The sequence below is a fragment of the uncultured Methanobrevibacter sp. genome, from assembly GCF_902770715.1.
Lineage (GTDB): Archaea > Methanobacteriota > Methanobacteria > Methanobacteriales > Methanobacteriaceae > Methanocatella.
In genome coordinates, this window is record NZ_CACXTS010000006.1 from 1 (window position 1) to 22,991 (window position 22,991).

Sequence of the window (22,991 nt, forward strand, 5' to 3'; positions counted from 1 at the left end):
CGGTAAAATGAATGTTGCTCAAGGTGCTCACGCTTACGACAACACTGTTGCTGGCGGCGTTGCAACTACTGGTACTGATTCAATCATTGAAAACAACACCATTACCGGTGCTGTTACTATAAATAAAGTTGGAACCACTTTCATTGGAAACGATGTAAATGGTACTGTAACTGTAAGTGCAAACAACAACGTAATTAAAGGAAACAACATTACCACTACTGGTAATTATGCTGTTGATTTAGGATCAAAAACCGGTAACAACGTAACCGATAACTACTTAGTCTCTGCTTTATACAAAGGTGATGCTGCTGTTAAATTCAGCAATGCCAATAACATTGTAGAAAACAACTATCCTGTTCGCACTGTTTTAACCGCTGAAGATCTTGATATGAATTATAAAGATGGTAGTGCTTGGGTTGTTACTTTGACTGATGGTACTAATCCTATTGCGGGTGCTGTTGTTAAAGTTGGTATTCTCGGTAAAACCTACAGCCTCAAAACAGGTGCTGACGGTACTGTCACTTTACCTATTAATGTAGCTCCGGGCAATTATGATGTTAGTGCTGCTTATGATGGTGACGGACTTCACGAATCCGCATTTGTAAATGCTACAGTAACTGTCGGTAAAGCTGTTTCCACTTTAACTGCTGAAAACATTACAATGTCTTATAAAAACGGTTCTTGGATTGTTACTTTGACTGGTGCTGAAGGTGTTATTCCAAAAGCTGCAATTAAATTCGGTATCCTCGGTAAAGTTTACACTGTTGAAACTGATGAAAATGGTGTTGCTGCATTAGCAATCAACTTAGCTCCAGGCACTTACCAAATCAATGCAACATTTGGAGGTAATGCAAAACACGAATCTGCATTTGTAGATGCTACCGTAACTGTTGAAAAAGCAGTTGCCACTATTGCTAGTGAAGATCTTACCATGTCCTATAAAGATGGCAGTGCATATGCTGTTACTGTGACCGATGCTAAGGGTGCTGTTCTTGCAGGAACTACAGTAAAATTCACATTCGGAACAAAATCATACAACATCAAAACCGATGCAAACGGTGTTGCATCATTACCAATTAACTTAAACATTGGTGAATACACAGTAAATGCTGTTGTTGACGATGCTAAATACACTTCCGAAGAAGTAACTAATACTGTAACTGTAACAGATTATGATGCAGTCCTCGTCGCAAACGATATTAACATGACTTACCAAGACGGAACAAACTATGAAGTTCAATTAACAACCGCTGATGGTACTCCTATCACTGTTGCAAACTTAGTAGTTAAAATCACACTTCTTGGTAAAACATACAGTATTAAAACTGACAGTGAAGGTATTGCAAAATTACCAATCAACTTAAGGGCCGGAACCTATGTATTCACAGCAGAATACAATGGTAGCCAAGTAAACAGCACAGTTGTTGTAAACAAAGCATAAAAAACAGAATAATTTCAAATTAGGCTTATTAACTTAAGCCTAATTTCTCTTTTTTTTTTAATAATGGATAATTTTAGATAATTCTCATTTTTAACTTATTTTTTATCAATTGACGTGGAATTTAAATATCACTTTCAATATAAATTAATAATGTAAAGTTGTTAATTTTTAATGTTAACTTTATAATATTTTATTGAGTGATTAAATGAAGATTAATAATAAAGTTTTTATTTGCACATTGCTTGTGTTGATAATCTTTTTCAGTATTAATGCATGCAGTGCAGAGGAAACACTTAATGAAACATTAGGGGCAGATACTGTTGGGGAAATTAGTTTATCTGAAGGCCCTATCGATGAATTAAGTGATAGTGAAGACACATTTGATATTGATGGAAATCAGAATGAGGAGTTTACAACAAGTACTGGCGCTATTAGTAATTCTAATGGTGAAGAAGCAATCCTCATTAAGAATGATGAACTTTTTGAAAAAGAAAGTCCAATTATGGGCAATGATGAGCAGGTTGTTCTTCCAGAAGGGACTATTTATGTTTCTGAAAATGGTGATGATTCCAATGATGGGTTATCAGAAGAAAATGCAATACTTACTCTTGTTCATGCAGTTGACATAGTTAAAAATAGGGAAAATAAAACTGCTACCGTTTATGTATTAAATGGTGATTACACTACTGGTGCTATTGATATTAGTGATGATGTTGGAGTTTCATTATCCATTATTGGTCAGGAAAAAGATAAAGTTACTATTCATGGAACTGGAGCCTATATTTTTGATATATATGGTGATAATTTAGTATGGGCTTTTAAAAACCTTGATTTTGATGGACTTGATTCAACTTCAAGAACTTCAGCTGCTTTAGTGTTATACAGCAAAAACGGCAATTTCACTGTTAACAACTGTAACTTCAGAAACATTAACACTAAATTAGGTGCTATTGCAATAGGCAATGACAATGGAAATACAGATGTTACAAATTGTATTATTGAAGATGTAACCGGATCTGCTTCTTCCACATCAATTTTAACTATTAATGGTGATGGTAAATTTGTTTTAGATAATATTACAATTAGGAATTGTAAATTAAATGATGATGTTGCGAGTACAACTGTCTCTTCATATTTAAGAACTGTTTTATATGTAAACACTTATGAAGCGGATGTGACATTATCCAACTCCAAAATTAGAAATAATAATGGTCCGGTGATGAGTTTTATAGAGTCTAGAGCTAAATTAACATTAATTAACACTACCATTGCAGATAATGTTATTGATACTTCCTTAAATGGTGCAAATGGTGGGGATATGTTAATTTGGGCAAACAATGATGATAGTTGTAATATTAACATATCTCAATGCGTAATTAAAAACAATACCATTGCTAAATCTGGAAAAGGATTATTCCACAATCAAAAAGGAAGTATGAATGTTGAATACTCAGATATCAGCAAAAATACTGTTGGCAAGTTCATTGGTTCAACAGGAACTATAACCGCCAACAATAACTGGTGGGGAACCAATGACCAGCCTGATGCCAAAGTTGACAATTGGGTTATCATGAATGTTGAAGTCGATGATTCTGAATTGGCTGATAACAATAAGATTACTTTAACCATAGACTTTAATCATGTAAAAACATCATCAGGTAATGTTGAAGAGTTAACAGGCGGGGAAATTCCTAAAGATTCTTATACTGTTTATGCATCTGCTCAGGAAGGTGAAATAACTCCTAGTGAGGTTGTAATTAATAAAGGTGAAGTTAAAGTACAGACTTTCACTGTAACCGAAAACAATGATGTGATTACATTAACTTGTGATGGTGATGTTGTAGAACTTACTATTGTAGGAGATGAACCTTATAACGGAATTGTTTATGTAAGCAAAACAGGTGATGACAATAATAACGGTTCAATTGACGCTCCAGTAGCAACTGTTGCAAAAGCGATTGAACTCGCAAATGCAGGATCAGGCCAAATAATCATTTATGAAGGAAACTATCTAGGAAATATGTATCATGTAACCCATTCATTAAATATTACAGGTGTTGGAAACGTTGTTTTAGATGCAAATAACGGCAGATTATTTACAATGAGTTATGATGATGAAGTTGAACAATTAATATTAACTAATTTGGTTCTTACCGGTGCTGATGATAATTATGGTCAGGTAATCTACAGTTTTGCTGATGAATTGATTTTAGATAATGTAAATATTACAAATAACCCTGGTTCCGGCAGTCTTATTAAAAATTACGGTAAGATGACAATCAATAATTGCGTCATTGCAAATCATAACGGTGAAAACGTAATTGACATTTCCGGCTCTAAAGATATAATTATTAACAACACTATCTTTGAAAACAATACAGTAACTGATTATGCAGTTGTCTATGCTTCTTCCTCTAGTGGAAATGCAATAGTTGAAAATACTATATTCAGAAACAATACAGGACAATTGGGAATATTCAAAGTAAGTAAAAGGACTACTGTAAAAGGTTCCAAATTTATTGACAATACAAATAAGTTAGGTTATGGCGGTGCAATAAGTGATTTCGATTCATTGACCGTAGCAAACTCAACATTTATAAATAACAAAGCAAATAAGGAAGCTGGTGCTATTTATGTAGGCTACAATAGGGTTGCAACCATTACCCAATCAATATTCATAAACAATACTGCAAACCTTGCCGGTACTGATTATCAGGGTGATGCAATCTTCAACAAGGGCAAACTCACCATTAACTACTGTGTATTATTGACAAATGCCAAAAACTCACTCATTTACTCTTCAAGCGAGTTTGATGCAAATGCCCAATACAACTGGTGGGGAACTAATGATAATCCCGTATCCTTAAATGGCGTTGGAACCTATGAAAATGATTTGGATGAGGAAGTATATAGCGTAATTGATTCATCAAATTGGGTCTATATGAATGTTACTACTGACATGGCTGATGATACTGTAATTGTTGGTGATGCTGTGGGAATCACTGTTGACTTTACTAATTATAGGGATTTAAATGGGGATTTACAACCTTTAAGCAAAAGCATTCCTGAAGTAAATGTATCTGCAAGTGCTATTTATGGTAATCTGGATAGTGATGTAAAAACCACTTCAAACAACATTGCTACTTTTGTTTATTATGCTACAGTTTCAGCTGAAGACGTAGTTGATATTGCATCTTCCAATGCTACTGTTCAGGTTCCTATAAATGTTGATGAGCCTGCTCAGGAAGGAGTAATCTATGTATCTCCAGATGGTGATGATTCCAATGATGGTTTAACCAAGAAAAACCCTGTTAAAACAATTACTCATGCTATTGAAATAGCTACAATTGGTCAAATTGTTCTTTTAGACGGTGTACATATAACCGGTGATTTGGGAAACATTTATGAGGATTTAACAATCACTGGTAAAGGTAAAGCAGTCATTGATGCCCAAAACAATAACAGAATTTTATATGTCGGAAGCGAAGCAAATGTGGTAATAAATAATGTTACTATGATTAATGGGTATACTGCCGATGAGAGCGGTGCACTTTTAGGAAACAGTAATCATTTAACATTGATTAATTGTATATTGTCCAACTCTTCTGCTGGCCAAAATAATGGTGGGGCTATTTTCAGCGTTGGCAGATTGACTATAATCAATACCACTATCGCTAACTGTTCTGCAAAACAGGGTGGTGCAATTTTTACCCAATCCGATAGTGATTTTAATAGTTTAGAAGTGATAAACTCAACTTTTGAAAACAATATTGCAACAGGATATGATATGAATGGTGGTGGAGCAATATATGCTCAACGCACTACAGGATTTTATAATTTTGATTTAAAAGTAGATAATTCAACATTCATAAACAATAAAGCAGAAGGTACATCTTCAGGTGGAGCAATCGCTCTTGTACAATTGGATGCTACAGCTAAAATAACAGACTCTAAGTTTATTGCAAACCATGCTAACGGAAAAACCGGCTACGGTGGTGGAGCGATTTATGTCTCCAGTGCAAGTAATTATTACAGATATGGTACTATGACTATTACAGGCACTTTATTTGAAAACAACACCTGCGGTGCAAATGGTGGAGCGATTTATGGAAGAGTCACTACTGTAAATGTTGCAAACTCTGTATTAATCAACAATAGTGATGTTAATGGTTTGGTGGTTTACGGATATAAAACAGATTCAGCAAGCCCTTCTATCACATTAAATGATAACTGGTGGGGTTCAAATGATAGTCCAAAAAGTCTCGTTGGTGGAAACGGATACAAACCAACTCTTAACAGATGGGCGATTTTAACAGTAACTAACGATTCTGCAATTGAAGCTGGAAATACTGTTAAATTGACTGTAAGTATCAATAATTATACTACAGGCACTGTAAATGGATCCATGTCCAAACCGATTTCAGTTAAACGTGATGTGACTATTAAAACAACCGATGAAGACATCACTTCAACTTTAGAAAACGGAGAATTCATTTATGATTACGCAGTGCCTGAGAATGTTAAATACGTGGCTGCCAGTGTTGATGATGAAACTGTAGTATTGCTTGTAATCTCTTCACAGGTTAATGTTGAAATCGATGATATTACTGCAAGGAAATATGATAAGGTAAATGTAGTTGTAAATGTGACAGGAGATACAGAAATCAATGTCGGTGTTGTAGAATTATATGCAGATACTACTTTAATTGATACAATTCCAGTTACTCAAGGAAAAGCGATTAAAGATGTTGTTATCAGTTGTGATGTTGGAACATATGAGTTAATTGCTAAGTTTATTGATGAGTCTAACCTATTTGATGCAAGCGAGTCTAATGCAACTCTTGTTGTCGATGGGGTTTGTGAATTATGGAATGACACTTTCTTTAATTTCTTTAATGAGGATGGTCTTTTAAGAGATGAAATCATTGATGAAGAATTGGTGTTCCATGGTGATTTCTCAAATCTTGGCGTGGATGTAATAAGTATCCATAAGCCTATTGTAATTTCTGGTGATAATGCAGTAATCTATGATATGGCATTTGCTCTTAAAGATGATGTTAAATTAACTAATATTAGTTTAATAGCTAACAATTCCAAATTTGCTGAAAATTCCAATGCATTAATATTCGCTAATGGCGAATCCATAGAGTTGAATAATATTCATGTAAACTACACAACACCAAGCAACTCTAATGCATATGGAATTTTGGCATATTGTGCTGAAAACTTCAAATTATTGAATTCCACCATCTTATTTGATTCAAACAATAGGGCTGGCGTAACTCAACATGCATTGCAAATTCGTGATTGCAATGACTTTTTGGTTAAAGGAAATACAATCAATGCTTATCTGCCTGCAAGAGATGTTGCATATGCAGACACCTACCCTTACTTCAATTCTGTTGATCAGGAATTGGTATTGGTTGTCGGTATTCAAAATGGTGAAAATGGTATTTTAACTGAGAATTGTATTGATTCCATAGTTAAATCCGCTTTAGGTGATTTCCCTACTGTTGATACAATCATGGTTTACGGTGCTGCAAACCTGGAGATTAGCTGGAACAATATTACTCAAATAGACACTGTCAATGCAGGACGTGCCAGTTATTGCAATGCAATGGATTTATACGCTTTTGATGGCATCACAGTTAAGAATAATAATGTATTGGTAAACATTACCTCAGGAATGGAAGCTAAAGGTACTGCCTATCCTATTCAGGCTACAGGTTCCTATAATGCTCTTTTAATTGATCATAACAATTTAACTTCAATTTCCAGAGGTCCTGCTTTAGGTATTTACTCACAAAACTATGATGGCTCAACTGATATCACTATTGTCTACAATAACATTAATGCTACTGGATTAGCAACCATGGATGAGTATGCATTGGTTTCAGGTATGGAACTCCAGGACAATATTGCAATGGTTTACAATAACACAATATATTCAAGAAGCATTGGTAGCTATAATGATTTAAATGCATTATATGGTATTAGTTATGCTCAAGAAACTGCTAATAACCATGAATTTGGTATTAGGGATAATACTGTTTATACTGAAGGTAAATATGCAATTTACCTTAAAAATGCTAAAAATTCTAATGTAACTGAAAACTATCTGATTGCTAAAGAATTAAAAGGTGATTCTGCTGTAAGTGTTAACGGTGAAAACAATATTGTTGTAAATAACTATCCTGGAGATGTCAATTTGTCTGCTAATGACCTTGAAATGCTTTATAAAGATGGTTCAGCTTGGACAGTTACCTTAACTGATGGTATTAATCCTATTGAGGGTGCTGTTGTTAAAGTAGGCATTCTTGGAAAAACTTATGGCCTTACAACCGATGCATATGGTACTGTATCATTACCTATAACTGTCAGTCCGGGCACTTACGAAGTCAATGCCACCTATGAGGGTGACCAAGGGTCAGCATTTGTCGATGCCACAGTTACTGTCGGTAAAGCTGCCGCTACATTAACTGCTGAAAACATTACAATGTCTTATAAAAACGGTTCTTGGATTGTTACTTTGACAGGTGCTGATGGTGTAATTCCTAAAGCTGCAATCAAATTCGGTATTGCTGGTAAAGTCTATACCATTAAAACAGATGATAGTGGTGTTGCTGCATTACCTATCAATTTAGCTCCAGGCACTTACGAAATCAATGCAACATTTGGAGGTAACGCTAAACACGAATCTGCATTCGTTGAAGCTACTGTAACCGTTGAAAAAGCAGTTGCCACTATTGCCAGTGAAGACCTTACAATGTGCTATAAGGATGGTAGTTCATATGCTGTTACAGTGACTGATGCAAATGGTGCTGTTGTTGCAGGAACCACAGTTAAATTTACATTCGGAACAAAATCATACAACATCAAAACCGATGCAAACGGTGTTGCATCATTACCAATTAACTTAAACATTGGTGAATACACAGTAAATGCTATTGTTGACGATGCTAAATACACTTCCGAAGAGGTAACCAATACCGTAACCGTAACAGATTATAATGCAACCCTAGTTACAAACGATATCAATATGACATACCAAGACGGAACAAGCTATGAAGTTCAATTAACAACCGCTGACGGCAATCCAATTGCTGTTGCAAACTTAGTGGTTAAAATATCACTTCTTGGTAAAACATATAATATCAAAACCGATGCAGAGGGTATCGCAAAATTGCCAATCAACTTGAGAGCCGGCAATTACACAGTGACTGCAGAATACAACGGTAAAGAAATAACAAACACAATTGTTGTAAACAAAGCATAAAAACATTTATGGATTTATAAAAAATAAATCCATTTTCTTTTTCTTTTTAATTGTCATATTTTTCATTAATACAATTGTATTTTAGTTTTTTTTAATGAAAACTTTATAAGCTATTTTTAACAAATAGTAATATAATCTTTAAAATGATTTCGTATATCTGGAATCTTTTGAGGATAATCACTTACGGGGGTGATAAGTTTAAGAAGAGTCCTAAATTAATATTGGGATTAATGATTATAATCTGTGTGATATTTCTCTCTTCCGTTTCGGCTGAAGAGATAGATACTAATAGTTCACTAGAACTTTCGGATCAGATTCAAATAGAATCTTCTCCTTCGCTAGAAGAGGCTAAATTAGAAGTTATTGATGATGAAAATGAAGTTCCTGATGTGCCTGATTTAATATTTAATGATACAATATACATCGATTCAAAGAATGTGAATGATTATTTCAAAGATGGTGTTTTGGAATCCAAATATTCAAACAAAATCTTTGTATTTTCACAGGATTTTGATAATCTGGGTAAATTGAATATCAGTGCAGAAAACGTAACTATTAGAGGCATCGGATTCAAATTGACTAACACAGTTTTTGTATTGGATAGCAAGAATATTACATTACAAGACTTGAATATTGATTTAGATGATGAATTTGGAGAAAATGATGGTGCAGGAATATTAGTTTATTCAGATTATGCAAATTTAATCAATCTTAATATTAATTATGCCGTTCCCAATAATGTAGAGGCATATGGTATTTACGCTGAAGGGACTTCCAATAATCCAATTAGAAATCTTAGGATGTTTAACTCCAGTATTAACTTTGAAGGACACAATGATAAGGCAAACGTTTATAATGCTGCAGTTAAATTAGTCAATTGTAGGGATTCTCTAATTGAGAACAATTTTATCAGTTCACAATTACCTCTTAGGAACATTAACTTTGGACCAAATGGTGCGGAATTGGCTTCTGATTTAGTATTAACCGTTGGTATGGAAGGTTGTAATAACGTATCTTTCATAGGAAACTTGCTTTATTCAGAAGTAAATCAGAGACCTGACTATGAATATCCTTCGTTGGATTGTATGCTGATTTCAAAATCGGACAATTCATTGATTGCGAATAATTCGATTTTCATGAGCGATTTTGAAACAAAACCAGGTGTGGATAATTATCTCTATGGGTTAGATATTTATAACTTGAATAATTTGACTGTTTTCAACAACAGTATTTCAATTATAACAACAGGAGGTAAATTAGCTGCAGGTACAGCATATCCTATTCAGATAACAGGTCCTATTTCAAATGTTTCAATAACCAAAAATGATTTATATTCATTTTCCAATGGGCCAAATATAGGTGTTTATTCTCAAAACTACTATGGTAGTACTTCACTATTGATTAATGATAACAACATTAATATTACTGGTTTGGCAGGAGTTCATGAATGGGCATTAGTTGCAGGAATAGAATCACAGGACACATTTTCAGTAATTCATAATAACACAATTGAAGTTCACAGTGTCGGAGATGTTTCCATTGATGATAATATCTATGGTGTAAGTTATCGTCAAAGTACATCAGGAGATCACAAATATGATATTCAGAACAATACTGTTTACAGCGATGGTTATTATGGTGTTAATCTGATAAGTTCCGTTGATTCAAAGGTATTGAACAATATATTGATATCCTATAATCCTGAATTTTCTAATCAAACCAAGACCGGATTTAAATATGGAGATATAAATCAACATAAAAATTTAGAATCTTACAACAATAGGGTAATGAAAGCTTTTGAATATTTCTCAGGTCGTGAAAATGTTATTGATGGAGGACATGATTATAATTATAATCCTTCCAACAGGAATAACATTGATAACAATTTTGACGGCAGGGACATATCAAGCGATGATACCCGAAAGAATTATTCTTACAATCCTTTAATTCCGGGTTCTTCTGATGGATCAGGAGTAGATGATGGTGATGCATGGTGGACAAAACCAGGAACCGAAGATGATTCTGAAAATGGAAATAATGATAATCAAAATTCACAGGGTTCCGGAGATAACGACGGTGATTCTTCAGGAAACTCAACAGGTCATCAGGTTTCTTTGAGTGAACTGTTGCGTAATTTCATGAATTCCAATACCGATGATGGTAAAGTCAACGTAACTTCTTACAATGGACATAATTCAGAAGCTGTTGCAAATGCTTCAGAGGTAACACCTTCCGCTGAAGGTAAAGATGCTCTTGCAAGCCAATTCAAAACTACAAAAAGTTTGGACGTAGCAAGTGCGGGGGATTCATCAAGTGCAAGCAAAAAGGTTTATGAAATTGATGAAAAGAATGAAATCGACAAATTCATTCCATCAGTGTTCTTCATCATTCCTTTGATGATATTATTGTTAATTGGAATCAGACGTAAAAAATCAAGTTTCGAATAATTAGTCATTTGACTAATTACTTTTTTTTCTTATTTTATATCTGTTTTTTAGATAGTTTTATATATCTTCTTTTTCATACCTTAAAACATTATTGACAAATTATAAGGGGTATTTGAAAATGAAAATTAATAAAATCATATGGATACTTTTCATTATCACGGTAATATTTACATTATCCACTGTTAATGCGTCGGATATGAATGTTTCTCAAGTGGATAATTTATCTGTTGTTAATGAGGGTTATGATAATGTTTTAACAGACAATCCTACAGATATTTATGTTGATGCTGTAGTAGGATATGATACAAATGATGGATTGGCTAAAGATTCATCATTAAAGACAATTAAGGAAGGAATTTCCAAAGCCAAGGATAATGACAATATTTATTTGGCTGATGGTGTGTATTCCGGTTTGAAAAATACCAGATTGGGTATTGACAAGTCATTGAATTTCATCGGTTCAAAAGATACAGTTATTGACGGTGAAAATGAAAACTATATTTTTAACATTACAAATGGCGTAAAAGTCACATTTAAAAATATTAAGTTTATTAATGCATTCAAATCACCGAATTCCTATTATAATACTTATATGGGTCCTGTTTATGGTGCCGCTTTGAGCATAAACAATTCTACTGTTGTTGTAGATAATTGTTCATTCATTCATAATATTGGAGGCCACAATAATCATGCGGAAGATAAGGTTTATGGTGGTGCAGTAAGCAATTTCGGTAATTTGACTATTCTTAATTCCTATTTTGAAGATAATACTGCTTTGTCTGCATCAGGTATGTTCTCAAGTGGTGGATCAATTTATAACAAAGGGGAGCTTTTGATAAATAATTCCGTATTCAATAAAGCAGACCGTGTTGATTATGTATATGGTAGCGGAATAGCCAATTACGGAAATATGATTATGGACAGGAGCATTCTTGCAAATTTCACCAATGGAGGTCAAAGTAAAGGTGCCGCAATATACAATGATGGAAATTTCACATTATTAAATTCCATTGTTGAGAATAACCGTGTCGGCACATCAAATTTCGCTTATGGTTCTGTTTATAATAATGGTAATCTGATAGTAAGAGGAACCGTATTCAGAAAGAACACTGCACAGTATATGTCTAACAGACTTTATAAAGGATCTTCAGTGATATACAATATGGGTGATTTAAATGTTACATACAGTGCATTTATGGAGAATTTAAGATTTAAATGTAATAGAGAGGGTTATGGTATTACTTCCGATGTTTACAGAAGTTCAGGAAATATACTTTCTTTAGATAACAATTGGTGGGGCTCTAATGACAATCCTACTAAAGATACTTTAAGAATTCTCAGTGAAAGTGATGTAAACACTTGGTTAATTTTCAATGTAACTCCGGAATATTCAAAATTGAATATAGGTGAGAGCGGCGTAATCAGTGCAATGTGGACAGATAACCTTAATCAAATACCTCAAATCGATTTGTTCCCATTGTTCAACGTAACATTCACTGTTGATTATAGTGATGTGGCAACTAAAGAGCTGGAAAACGGAAAGGCTGCTTTCACATTTGATGATACTCAAACTAAAGGTCAATACATAGTTGAAGCCATTGTTGGCGATTTCACACAGGAGGTAATGGTTGATGTTGGAAAAATCTCATCTGACATTGCTGTGGAAAGCAACAATAACATCCTGTTTAATGAAACACTTCTCGTAAACATTTCCTTGACTGATGCAAATAACCGTCCATTAAATGGTGATGTTTCTGTAGAGTTTATGGGAGAAACATATTATCCTGATTTGGCAAACGGTAAGGCCACTTTGGAAATTGAAGATTTAAAAGCGGGCAATTACACTTTAAAAGTGATTTATGAGGGTGATGATGACCATTTCAAATCATTTTATACCAAAAGCATTACTATCAAAAAACTTTCTGTTGATTTGTCTTTAAATGTTCCTGATTTTAAAGTAGGTGAACAAAGCAGAGCCTATGTAACTTTGCTAACTGAAGGCGCTGAGGGAAATGCGAGAGTTTTCATTGATGGTGTTGAGCAAAGATTGAAAATAGGTTTAAAATATAACATAACCAATGACAGAACAGTATTGAGAAATATTGCCGACGGTGAGCATAATATTACTGTTGAATTCGTGGAAACATCTAATTTCTATTCCAAAACTGTAAGTGCCATTTTTAAAGTAACTCTGTATGATTCATCAATGAACGTTTCTGCCAAAGACATTAAAGTAGGTGAAACTGCTGTAATCACAATCACCGTCAATTCGGATGAGATGGAGGGTGAAGCGATATTAATCATCAACGGTCATGAGGAAACAGTCTATTTGGAAGGTCTTTCAACCGATGTCACTTTTTCCAATCTAAAGGCAGGAACTTATAATGTTTCAGTTTACTTTGATGAAAATCCTAAATTCTACCCAGTGAATGCTTCCACTTCATTTAAGGTTTCAAAAACACCATCCAAATTAGATGTAAACCTTACACTGGATGATAATGATGACCTTAAAGCAACATTGGCAATAAAAACAATTCCTAGTGATTGTACAGGTGTCATTAGCGTTTGGGTCAACTATAGGCAATACAATGTGACTCTTAAAAATGGTGAAGCCACAGTTGACATTGAATTGGACAGAGGATCAAATCTCATCTTTGTCGGCTATGAAGGTGATGACTATTATGAAGACTCCAACTGGAACACTACAATAGGAGTTGCCGACAAGGTTATCCTCATTGGGAGGAATTCAACCGGATGGAGCTATAATGAATTTGATTATGCAATCAGATTGACTGAAGAAAATGGAGTTCCAATGTCCGGAATGAATGTCACAGTTGAATTTGATGGAGAAAAGCATAATATAACAACCAACGCTAACGGTTTGGCATATTATACCTTAAGATTACCAACAGGCACATATGACATATCTGCAACATATGGAAAGGAAACAATCCACAATACCTTGACCGTCAAGGGTATTGATTTTAATGTTACCAGTCAGGACATTGTTTATGGGGATGTCGAAGTCATAGAAGCAAGCTTTGACAGTGCCATTAAAGGTAAAGTCAATTTTATCATTGTTGGAATCTTAAACAAGACTGTTGATATTGTGGATAATAAGGCAACATGCAATGTTTCCGGATTGAATGCAAATAAATACACAGTTAAAGCAGTTTATATGAATGGTTATACAACCAAACAGAAAAATTCCAAATTCAACGTTGATAAGGCGACTTTAAACATTAATGTGGATATTAAGGATGTTGTCGCTAAGGATGATGAGATAATCACAGTTTCAAATCTATCAAATGCAACAGGCAAAATAGTGTTTGTTGTAAACGGCAGCACATATAAAAAAGGCATAAAAAATGGTGTAGCTATTTTGAATTTGTCCAAATTGAATATGGGAAGTTATTCATTATCTGTTGATTATGGTGGAGATTCTAATTATTATAATGCATCATATGCTACAGTATTTTACATTAAAGGACTTACAACTCAAGTGACTTTAACCATTAATAATGCGGCTTACGGTGCAGATTTGATAGCTAAAGCTATTCTTAATAAAAATGCTACTGGTACTGTAAGATTCACAACTGAAGACCTATCAAAAGATGTTTCAGTTAAAAATGGTGTGGCTACTTGGACATTCTCAGGCATCAATGCGGGAAAACATGAAATTGCGGTCAAGTATTTGGGAGACAATTATTATGTATCTTCAGATGACACAGCGGAATATACAGTTTCAAAAGCAAAATCCAGCATGGTCTTATATGTAAAAGAGGTTTATCTAAATGAGAATATCAGAATATATACAAATTTAAGCGCCAATGCGACAGGTAAGGTTTTGTATAGTATGAATGGATACTATTCCCCAAGAAACAAGCCTATTGTTGATTCTGTTTGTCACTGGTATATTTCTCCTTTGGATACAGGTAATTATACAGTTATTGCGGTTTATGCTGGTGACGATAATTATTATGGATGCAATGTGACATTCATTCTTAAGGTTACTCAAATAAGAACCCTATTGGATGTCGAGATTAATGATGCCGGTTTGAATGATAGGGTTTCTGCAAAAATTAATTTAAAGTCAGTTGATGGTGTAAAACTCTCTGATGATATTGTTTTAAAGGTTAATGACAAGTCTTATGATATTTCAGTTGAAAATGGTGAATCGACAGTTGTTTTAGGAAAATTACCTGCGGGCAATTATACTTTTGAAGCAACTTATAAAGGATTTGCCAATTACTCAAAAGCTTCATCCAAAGGCAAATTCGAAGTAAAAGACACTCTTTTAGATGTAGTCTTAACATCCAATAATGTAACTAAATATTATAAGGGAAGTGGAAATCTCATAGTTTCATTATCATCTTCAAAAGGCAAAGCCATTGAGGGTAATGTAATCACTGTCAAAATCAATGGTAAAACTTACACTGGTGTTACTGACTCATCTGGTAAAGCTTCATTTAACATTGATTTAAGTTCTGGTAAATATACTGCTGTAATTGAATCTAGCGAAACTAAAACTTATCATTCTGCCTCAACAAAAGCTTCAGTAACCATTAATCCTACTGTTGAAGGAATTGATGTCGTAAAATTGGAAGGTAGCGATACTTTATATTATGCGATATTTTCAGATTCTAACGGCAAAGTTTTGGCAAATAAGAAGCTTCAACTTAAAATTGGTTCAAAATCTTTATCCGTAACTACCTTGCCTAATGGTATTGTAAGAGTTAACATTGATGTGAATGTCGGAACTTATTCAATTGTTGCAACCAATCCCGTTACTGGTGAAAAGGCAACAAATACTTTATTTGTTTTCAATTACCTTATGGGAAATAAGGATCTTACAAAATACTATAAGGGCAGTCAAAGCTATAAGGTAAGGGCTTATGGGGCTAATGGAAAGCCGGTTGGTGCAGGTCAAATCGTTAAGATTAAAGTCCATGGAGTAACATATAATGTTAAAACAGATAAAAAAGGTTATGCAACTTTGAAAATCAATTTGAAACCTGGAAAATACACTATTAAAGCTACATATAAGAAATATACTGTAACTAATAAGATTAAGGTTAAATCAACATTGATTACAAAGAACTTATCCAAAAAGAAATCTAAAAAAATCAAGTATACTGCAAAACTTTTAAGCACTAAGGGCAATCCTTTGAAAGGCAAAAAGATTACCTTCAAATTCAAAGGCAAAACATACAAGGCTATAACCAACAAAAAGGGAATAGCCACAATTACCATCAAAGCCAGTAAATTGAAAGTTGGCAAACATGTTATATATACTTCATATGGAAAGTTAAAAATGAAAAATACTATTTCAATTAAAAAATAAATTCATTTTTTAACTTTTTTATTTTTTTTATGTAGATGCCATAACTTCAATTTATTATTTTTTTTCTTAACTTTATTTATTTATTAGAAAATGCTCATTTTAATGCAACTTATTAAATACAACTATTGAATAATTAAAGCTATTCTCATTTAAATCGAATGAAAACTTTTATTAATTTTTCCAACTAATTATTAATCATGATTTTTAAACTTCAAACTAAAGGCCATAAAAATGTGACTTCCCTGCACAAATCAACTTTTGAGGTAACAAAGGATGTTGAAATTGGTCCAACTGCAGATTGCATTATCGGAACGGACATGGACAAATCAATGTTAAATTTCCCTCAGGAGTTTAAAGATAAAATAGCTAATTCTAATACAAAAATAACTGTTGTTTTGGATACAGAAAATGGGCATGATGAAATCACTGGCTTTGGTCATGAAGATTTGACCTTAACACATCCAACAGACATTGTTTGCCGAACCAGTGATTATACTTGTTCACGCACATTGATGATTAAATCAGACAAGGCTGCAAAGGATCTTGATGAAAGGCTTATTGATGATTTAAAAAATGAAAAGATTATGGATGTGACTATAAAATTAAGTGAAAAATAGTTAACTTTATATAAGTTAAAAAATATACTTTTTTATAACTACTTTTGTTTTTATGCGGGGGTGGTCGAGCGGTCAAAGGCGCTAGGTTGAGGGCCTAGTGGGTCAGTCCCTTCGCGGGTTCAAGTCCCGTCCCCCGCACTATTTAACTAATTTTTTTAAAACTATTTAATGTATGATTATCAAATATACTTTACAGTTGTTAAACTGGAGGAATATTTTGATAAAAAAATTAATTTTTGCATTGTCAATTCTAATTTTAGTTTCCATATCTTGCGTCAGTGCAGATGAACTAAATGAAACTTCAAATGCCACTGCGGAGGTTGATGTTTCCAGCTTTGAAGATTTGGCAATAAAAGTCAATGACACCTTGGAAAACCAGACATTAACCCTTGATTGTGATTATGAATATCAAAACGGCTCCATAAAAGGAGTGGTGATTTCAAAACCAATAACAATTGATGGAGCGGGACACACTTTAGATGGAAAAAAAGTATCCAGAATGTTCAACATCACTGCAAATAATGTAATTTTGAAAAATATAAAGTTCATAAACGGTAATGCCCTTGGAAGCTATGAAAAGATTTATGGCGGAGGTGCAATCTACTGGAGTGGATCCAACGGCTTGGTGGAAAACTGCAGCTTCACAAACAATACCGGAAGCGGCATTGAAAACGATCCATTCGACAAGGAAGAGGTTACTATTACCGAAGACGGAATGGTAATACACACTATAAGAATGAGGCCGATGGGCTGTAAGATTAATGAAGGCGGAGCTATTGTGTGGACAGGCGAAAATGGAACTGTTTCTAATTGCAATTTCACACATAATGGTGTAGGATATCCTGACAGCGGTGGTGCAATCTGCTGGAGAGGAAATGATGGGAAAGTGTTGAACTCTAAATTCTTCGACAATTATGCATGGTGCGGAGCTGCAATATGCTGGGTTGGAGATAATGGTAAAATATTATTCTCAAAATTCCTGAATGATGGAATTTCAGATCAGGGCCTGTTCTGGTTTGGGCAAAATGGTGTAATCAGCAATTCAATATTGCTTGAATCCGCTAAAAGGGGCGTAATTCATTATTCCAGCGCAACTTTTGATGCAAACAATAATTTCTGGGGAGATACAATAGACAATCCCAATAAATTTATTAAAGCGGCCAATGTAACAAAATGGTTTGTTGCAAATATCACTGGCGGTCATGACTTTACAAAGGATTTTGACAATTTGGAAATTAACAATGGTTCCTTTTATCTTTTCAAGAAATCTATTTTGCCGGTTGATAAATCTAAAATAAAATCCAATGACCTGACTAAATATTATAAAAACTCTAAACAATTCAAAGTACGTGTTTATGGTGAAAATGGCAAATTAGCTATTGGAAAATATATCAAATTTACAATCGGAAAGCATATAGATAAAATCAAAGTAGACAAGAGAGGATATGCTTCATTGAAAATCAATAAGAAGCCTGGAACTTATACAGTTAAAATTTCCTATGGTAAAATCAATGTTAAAAATAAGATTACCATTAAATCTACTTTAAAAACTAAAAATGTAAATAAGAAATTTAAAAAATTAGGAAAATTCACTGTAAAAGTCCTAAATTCAAAAGGCAAGCCTTATTCCATACAGGTTGTTAAAATTAAATTTAAAGGTGAAACCTACAAACTTAAAACCAATAAAAATGGAATTGCTACCTTGAAATTATCTAAAAAATTAAAGCTTGGTAAACACACAATTAAAACAACTTGCAACGGTTTAACAAATTCTAATAAAATTATCGTTAAAAAATAACAGGTAATTTTATTTTATCTTTTTTTTACTAAATTATTTAAATAACTAAATTAAAATTATAAATAATTAAACTTATTTGGTGATAAATCATGAAAGCGGTAATTCCAGCAGCAGGTTTTGGAACTAGATTTTTGCCTGCTACCAAGGCGCAACCTAAGGAAATGTTGCCTGTTTTTGACAAGCCTACCATTCAATATGTTATTGAAGAGGCAGTAAATTCCGGTATTGATGATATTCTTATTGTTACAGGTAGGAATAAAAGGTCAATTGAAGACCATTTTGACAAATCTTTTGAACTTGAACAAACTTTACAAAGTGCAGGTAAAGATGATCGTTTAAAACAAGTTCGTGAAATCACAGATTTGGCCGATATTTGTTATGTAAGGCAAAAAGAACAGAAAGGTCTTGGTGATGCAATTTATTGTGCTAAAAAGCATGTTGGTGGCGAACCATTTGCTGTAATGCTAGGAGATTCCATTACCAAAGGACCCGTTCCATGTACCAAACAATTGATTGATGTTCATAAGAAATATGGAGCATCCGCCATTTCCCTTGAAGCAGTACCTCGCGAAAAGGTAGAAAGATACGGTATTATTAAGGGTGATGAAGTTGAAGATAATGTATATAATATTACAAAACTGGTTGAAAAGCCATTGGCTCATCAAGCACCATCCAATTTAGCTATTATGGGACGTTATGTATTGACACCTGATATTTTTGATAAAATTGATGAGACTGAACCGGGTGTCGGAGGAGAAATCCAGTTAACTGATGCTCTTCAAAAATTAGATGCAATTTATGGGGTTACTTTTGAAGGCAAAACTTATGATATTGGAAATCGTTTAGAATGGCTTAAAACATCTATCGAGTTTGCAATGGATGATCCAAAATCAAAAGATGATTTGATTGAATATATGAAAGAAATTATTAATGGAGTCGAATAACTCCATACTCATTTTTTTTTATTGATTTTAATGCAATATAGGGTAATTTCAAAAACTGGCGATGAGATATCTTCATTAGGCTTTGGCGCTATGAGATTGCCATTGAAAAATGGTAAGATAGACCGTGATAAAGCCAGTAAACTTATTTTTCATGCTATCGACAATGGCGTTAACTTCATTGATACCGCTTATCTTTACGGAGACAGCGAAACATTTTTAGGAGAGATTTTAACTGATGAAATAAGAGCCAATCTTAAGATATCAACTAAATTACCTTCCATTAATGTTAGAAAGTATGAAGATATGGAAAATATCTTGGCTGAGCAGTTAAATAGACTGCAGATTGATTGTATTGATTATTATCTAATTCATGCTGTTGATTTGAAAACTATAAATCGCTTGCTTAAAAGGGATTTAATCAAATTCCTTGATAAGGCAAAAGCCGAAGGCAAAATCAAGCATACGGGATTTTCATATCATGGACCTAAAGAAGAATTTGAAAATGTCGTTGATTCTTATGACTGGGATGTCGTAATGGTTCAATATAACTACTTTGATGAGAATGTTCAGGCGAGTGTTGAAGGAATTGAATATGCTGCTTCAAAAGGGCTTGGTGTTTTTGTAATGGAACCATTAAAGGGGGGAATCCTGGCCGGAAAAATGCCTGATGAAGTTGAACAGGTTTTCAGAAAAGCCAATCCCTATAAAAGCAATGCCGATTGGGCATTGGAATGGGTTTTAAACAATCGAAATGTCACATCCATTCTATCTGGAATGAACAGCATGGAACAGCTTGATGATAATTTGGCTATTGCAAGCAAAACCACTCCCTTATCAATGAGCTTTGAAGAGATGGAAACAGTCGAACTTGCAAAAAGGGTGATGAGAAATTCTTTGAAAATCAACTGTTCGACTTGCGGCTATTGTATGCCCTGCCCTCAGGGAGTCAATATTCCCGAATGCATGAAGATTTACAATGAAAAGTACCTATTCAACCATAAAGGCTTTGTTAACCAATCATTAATAGATTATTACCAGTATGTCGGTGGAATTATGGGAAATGAAGGCAGTGCCGGTAAATGTAATGGATGCGGCAAGTGTTTAAGGAAATGCCCTCAGAAATTGGATATCATTTCAGAGCTTAAAAAAGTGAAAAAGGAGTTCGAATTTCCGGGTGTCCAGTATATCCTTCTCTTTGTTAGGCATGTCGGTTTTCCTGTTTATAGGCAAATGGTAAAATTATTGAATCGTTAATCATTTCTTTAATAACTTTGATTATAAATTTATGATGTACTTTAATGTTTAAAGCCTGTCCAACTCAATTTTAAAAAGTACTCTATTTCATGCTTTTTATTTCAATATATAAAATTAAATACTTCAAAAATAGAATATTAACTAAGGTGAAAAAAATGAAACTTGAAGAATTATTAGCTCCATGTCCAAAATGTGGTTCACAAGATAAAGTGGCTAAAAGAAAATTATTGGACAATCACAGAGCCCATGCAGAAATGGAAGCTGTGAAATGTTCAGAATGCGGTTACATTTTCTTTGTAAATGATGATATGGATGAAGATGAGAAAAAGCAATTATTAAGAGAATTAAATAAAGTTCACGGATAAAAATGACATTTCATGTAATGATTATTCCAACACTTAACTGTCCATCAAACTGCAAATACTGTTGGGGATCTGAAAATAAAAAGGAAATGATGGACATTGAAATTATTGACCAGATTGTAACATGGTTAGGTGATTTCAGAGATGATAAAGTTCATTTCACTTTTCATGGTGGTGAACCTCTTCTGGCGGGTTATGACTTTTATGAGCAAGCATTAGAAAAGTTATCCGAATTGCCTAATCTGGAAGGATTTTCCCTTCAAAGCAATATTTGGCTTTTAACTGAAGAGCTCATTGATTTATTCATTAAATATAATGTTGTTGTAAGTACAAGTATTGATGGGCCAAAAGAAATCAATGATTATCAAAGAGGTGATGGCTACTTTGATAAGACCATGTCAAAGTTCAGATTGGCTAAGGAAAAAGGTTTGATAATCAACTTTGTTTTAACCGTGACAGACTACTCAAAAGATTTCTCGGATGAATTATATGAATTCTTTAAAAGCGAAAAGATGAATCTCAAGATTCACGCAGCACTTCCCTCTTTAAGGGGTGATAATGCAGACCCTTGGGCGCTTGATCAGGAGGAACATGGCAAGCTGCTTGTCGATTGGTTGGACAAGTACCTTTATGATTTGGATAAGTTCACTGTAATGGATCTGGACCATATCTGCAAAAGTGCACTTAGAAGAAGGGGAACACTTTGCACATTCGCAGATTGTATTGGAACAACTCTGGCAGTAGGTTCGGATGGTTCTATTTATCCATGCTACAGATTTGTTGGAATGCCTGAATATGTCTTAGGCAATGTCGCTGATAATCCTAGCTTCGATGATTTGAAGACATCAGATTCATGGTCCAAGCTAATGGAGTTCAGGGAATATGTTGATGAAAACTGTAAAAAATGCAGATATGTAAAATATTGTGAAGGTGGGTGTCCTTACAATGCTATTGTAGCATATCAAACTCCACAAGCAGTTGACCCGCAATGCACTGCATATAAAATGATATTCGGTGAAGTTTCAAAAAGAATGAATAAGGAATTTGCTCGTTCAGCCTTTGGAATGGGTGAACCGGCTCCTAGAAAAGAAGGCGATCCATTCAGCATCATGGATTTGGCCATGAAACCTTAAACGTGTTGATACTATGATTTGTGATGATTGTAAACACTTGGAAAGCAGAGATAAATATAAGATTGTCTGCAAGGTAAATGAACATCAGCTTTTAGATGTAAAACAATGCATGAATTTTGAAAAAATCGATGAAGAATAGATTATTATGAAATTTATTCTTGCATTCTTTTTTTTGATTAAATTGAGATTCTATTCTATATTGCCATCCCATAGCGAAAGCATCTGATATTAAGTTTATCATCAGATATTCGTATTGATTTTTTTCTTGAGTAATACATAGTATTTAAATGAACTCAAAAAAAGTAATAATTTTATATACTTCTTATTCTAAAATAATTAATAGTAATACTGAGTATTTAAGTGAACTCAAAAAAA

Annotated in this window: 10 protein-coding genes, 1 tRNA gene and 1 pseudogene; all 12 read left to right on the top strand. The window is 33.8% G+C overall.

Annotation, left to right across the window (positions count from 1 at the left end):
• Positions 1-1,441 (top strand): annotated as a pseudogene (locus QZU81_RS02550) (hypothetical protein); the annotation flags it as partial.
• 205 nt (positions 1,442-1,646) lie between these two features.
• Positions 1,647-8,717, top strand: a complete 7,071-nt coding sequence (locus QZU81_RS02555; RefSeq protein ID WP_295589276.1) for a right-handed parallel beta-helix repeat-containing protein — start codon at positions 1,647-1,649, stop codon at positions 8,715-8,717.
• Positions 8,718-8,947: 230 nt separating this feature from the next.
• Positions 8,948-11,164: a right-handed parallel beta-helix repeat-containing protein gene (locus QZU81_RS02560; protein WP_295589277.1), complete on the top strand. Its 2,217-nt coding sequence runs from the start codon at positions 8,948-8,950 to the stop codon at positions 11,162-11,164.
• 118 nt (positions 11,165-11,282) lie between these two features.
• Entirely contained in the window at positions 11,283-16,508 is a 5,226-nt protein-coding gene (locus QZU81_RS02565) for an Ig-like domain repeat protein (protein ID WP_295589278.1), read from the top strand.
• Positions 16,509-16,705: 197 nt separating this feature from the next.
• Complete coding sequence (locus QZU81_RS02570) at positions 16,706-17,125, top strand: DUF371 domain-containing protein (RefSeq protein WP_295589279.1); 420 nt, start codon at positions 16,706-16,708, stop codon at positions 17,123-17,125.
• Positions 17,126-17,179: 54 nt separating this feature from the next.
• Positions 17,180-17,263: transfer RNA gene (locus QZU81_RS02575), tRNA-Leu, on the top strand.
• A 79-nt stretch (positions 17,264-17,342) separates the two neighbouring features.
• On the top strand, positions 17,343-18,923 hold the full coding sequence (locus QZU81_RS02580; RefSeq protein WP_295589280.1) for a hypothetical protein: 1,581 nt from the start codon (positions 17,343-17,345) through the stop codon (positions 18,921-18,923).
• An 89-nt stretch (positions 18,924-19,012) separates the two neighbouring features.
• Positions 19,013-19,867 (top strand): UTP--glucose-1-phosphate uridylyltransferase GalU, encoded by an 855-nt coding sequence (gene galU, locus QZU81_RS02585; RefSeq protein ID WP_292824391.1) that lies wholly within the window; start codon positions 19,013-19,015, stop codon positions 19,865-19,867.
• A gap of 30 nt (positions 19,868-19,897) precedes the next feature.
• Positions 19,898-21,121 (top strand): aldo/keto reductase, encoded by a 1,224-nt coding sequence (locus QZU81_RS02590; protein ID WP_295589281.1) that lies wholly within the window; start codon positions 19,898-19,900, stop codon positions 21,119-21,121.
• Between the two features lie 155 nt (positions 21,122-21,276).
• Positions 21,277-21,486, top strand: coding sequence for a TIGR04165 family Cys-rich peptide (locus QZU81_RS02595; protein WP_292824397.1), 210 nt, complete (start codon positions 21,277-21,279; stop codon positions 21,484-21,486).
• A 2-nt stretch (positions 21,487-21,488) separates the two neighbouring features.
• Positions 21,489-22,616 (top strand): TIGR04083 family peptide-modifying radical SAM enzyme, encoded by a 1,128-nt coding sequence (locus QZU81_RS02600; RefSeq protein WP_295589284.1) that lies wholly within the window; start codon positions 21,489-21,491, stop codon positions 22,614-22,616.
• A 13-nt stretch (positions 22,617-22,629) separates the two neighbouring features.
• Positions 22,630-22,755 carry a hypothetical protein gene (locus QZU81_RS02605; protein ID WP_292824403.1) on the top strand — a complete coding sequence of 42 codons (126 nt, stop codon included), beginning with the start codon at positions 22,630-22,632 and terminating at the stop codon, positions 22,753-22,755.
• The last annotated feature ends 236 nt before the right edge of the window (positions 22,756-22,991 follow it).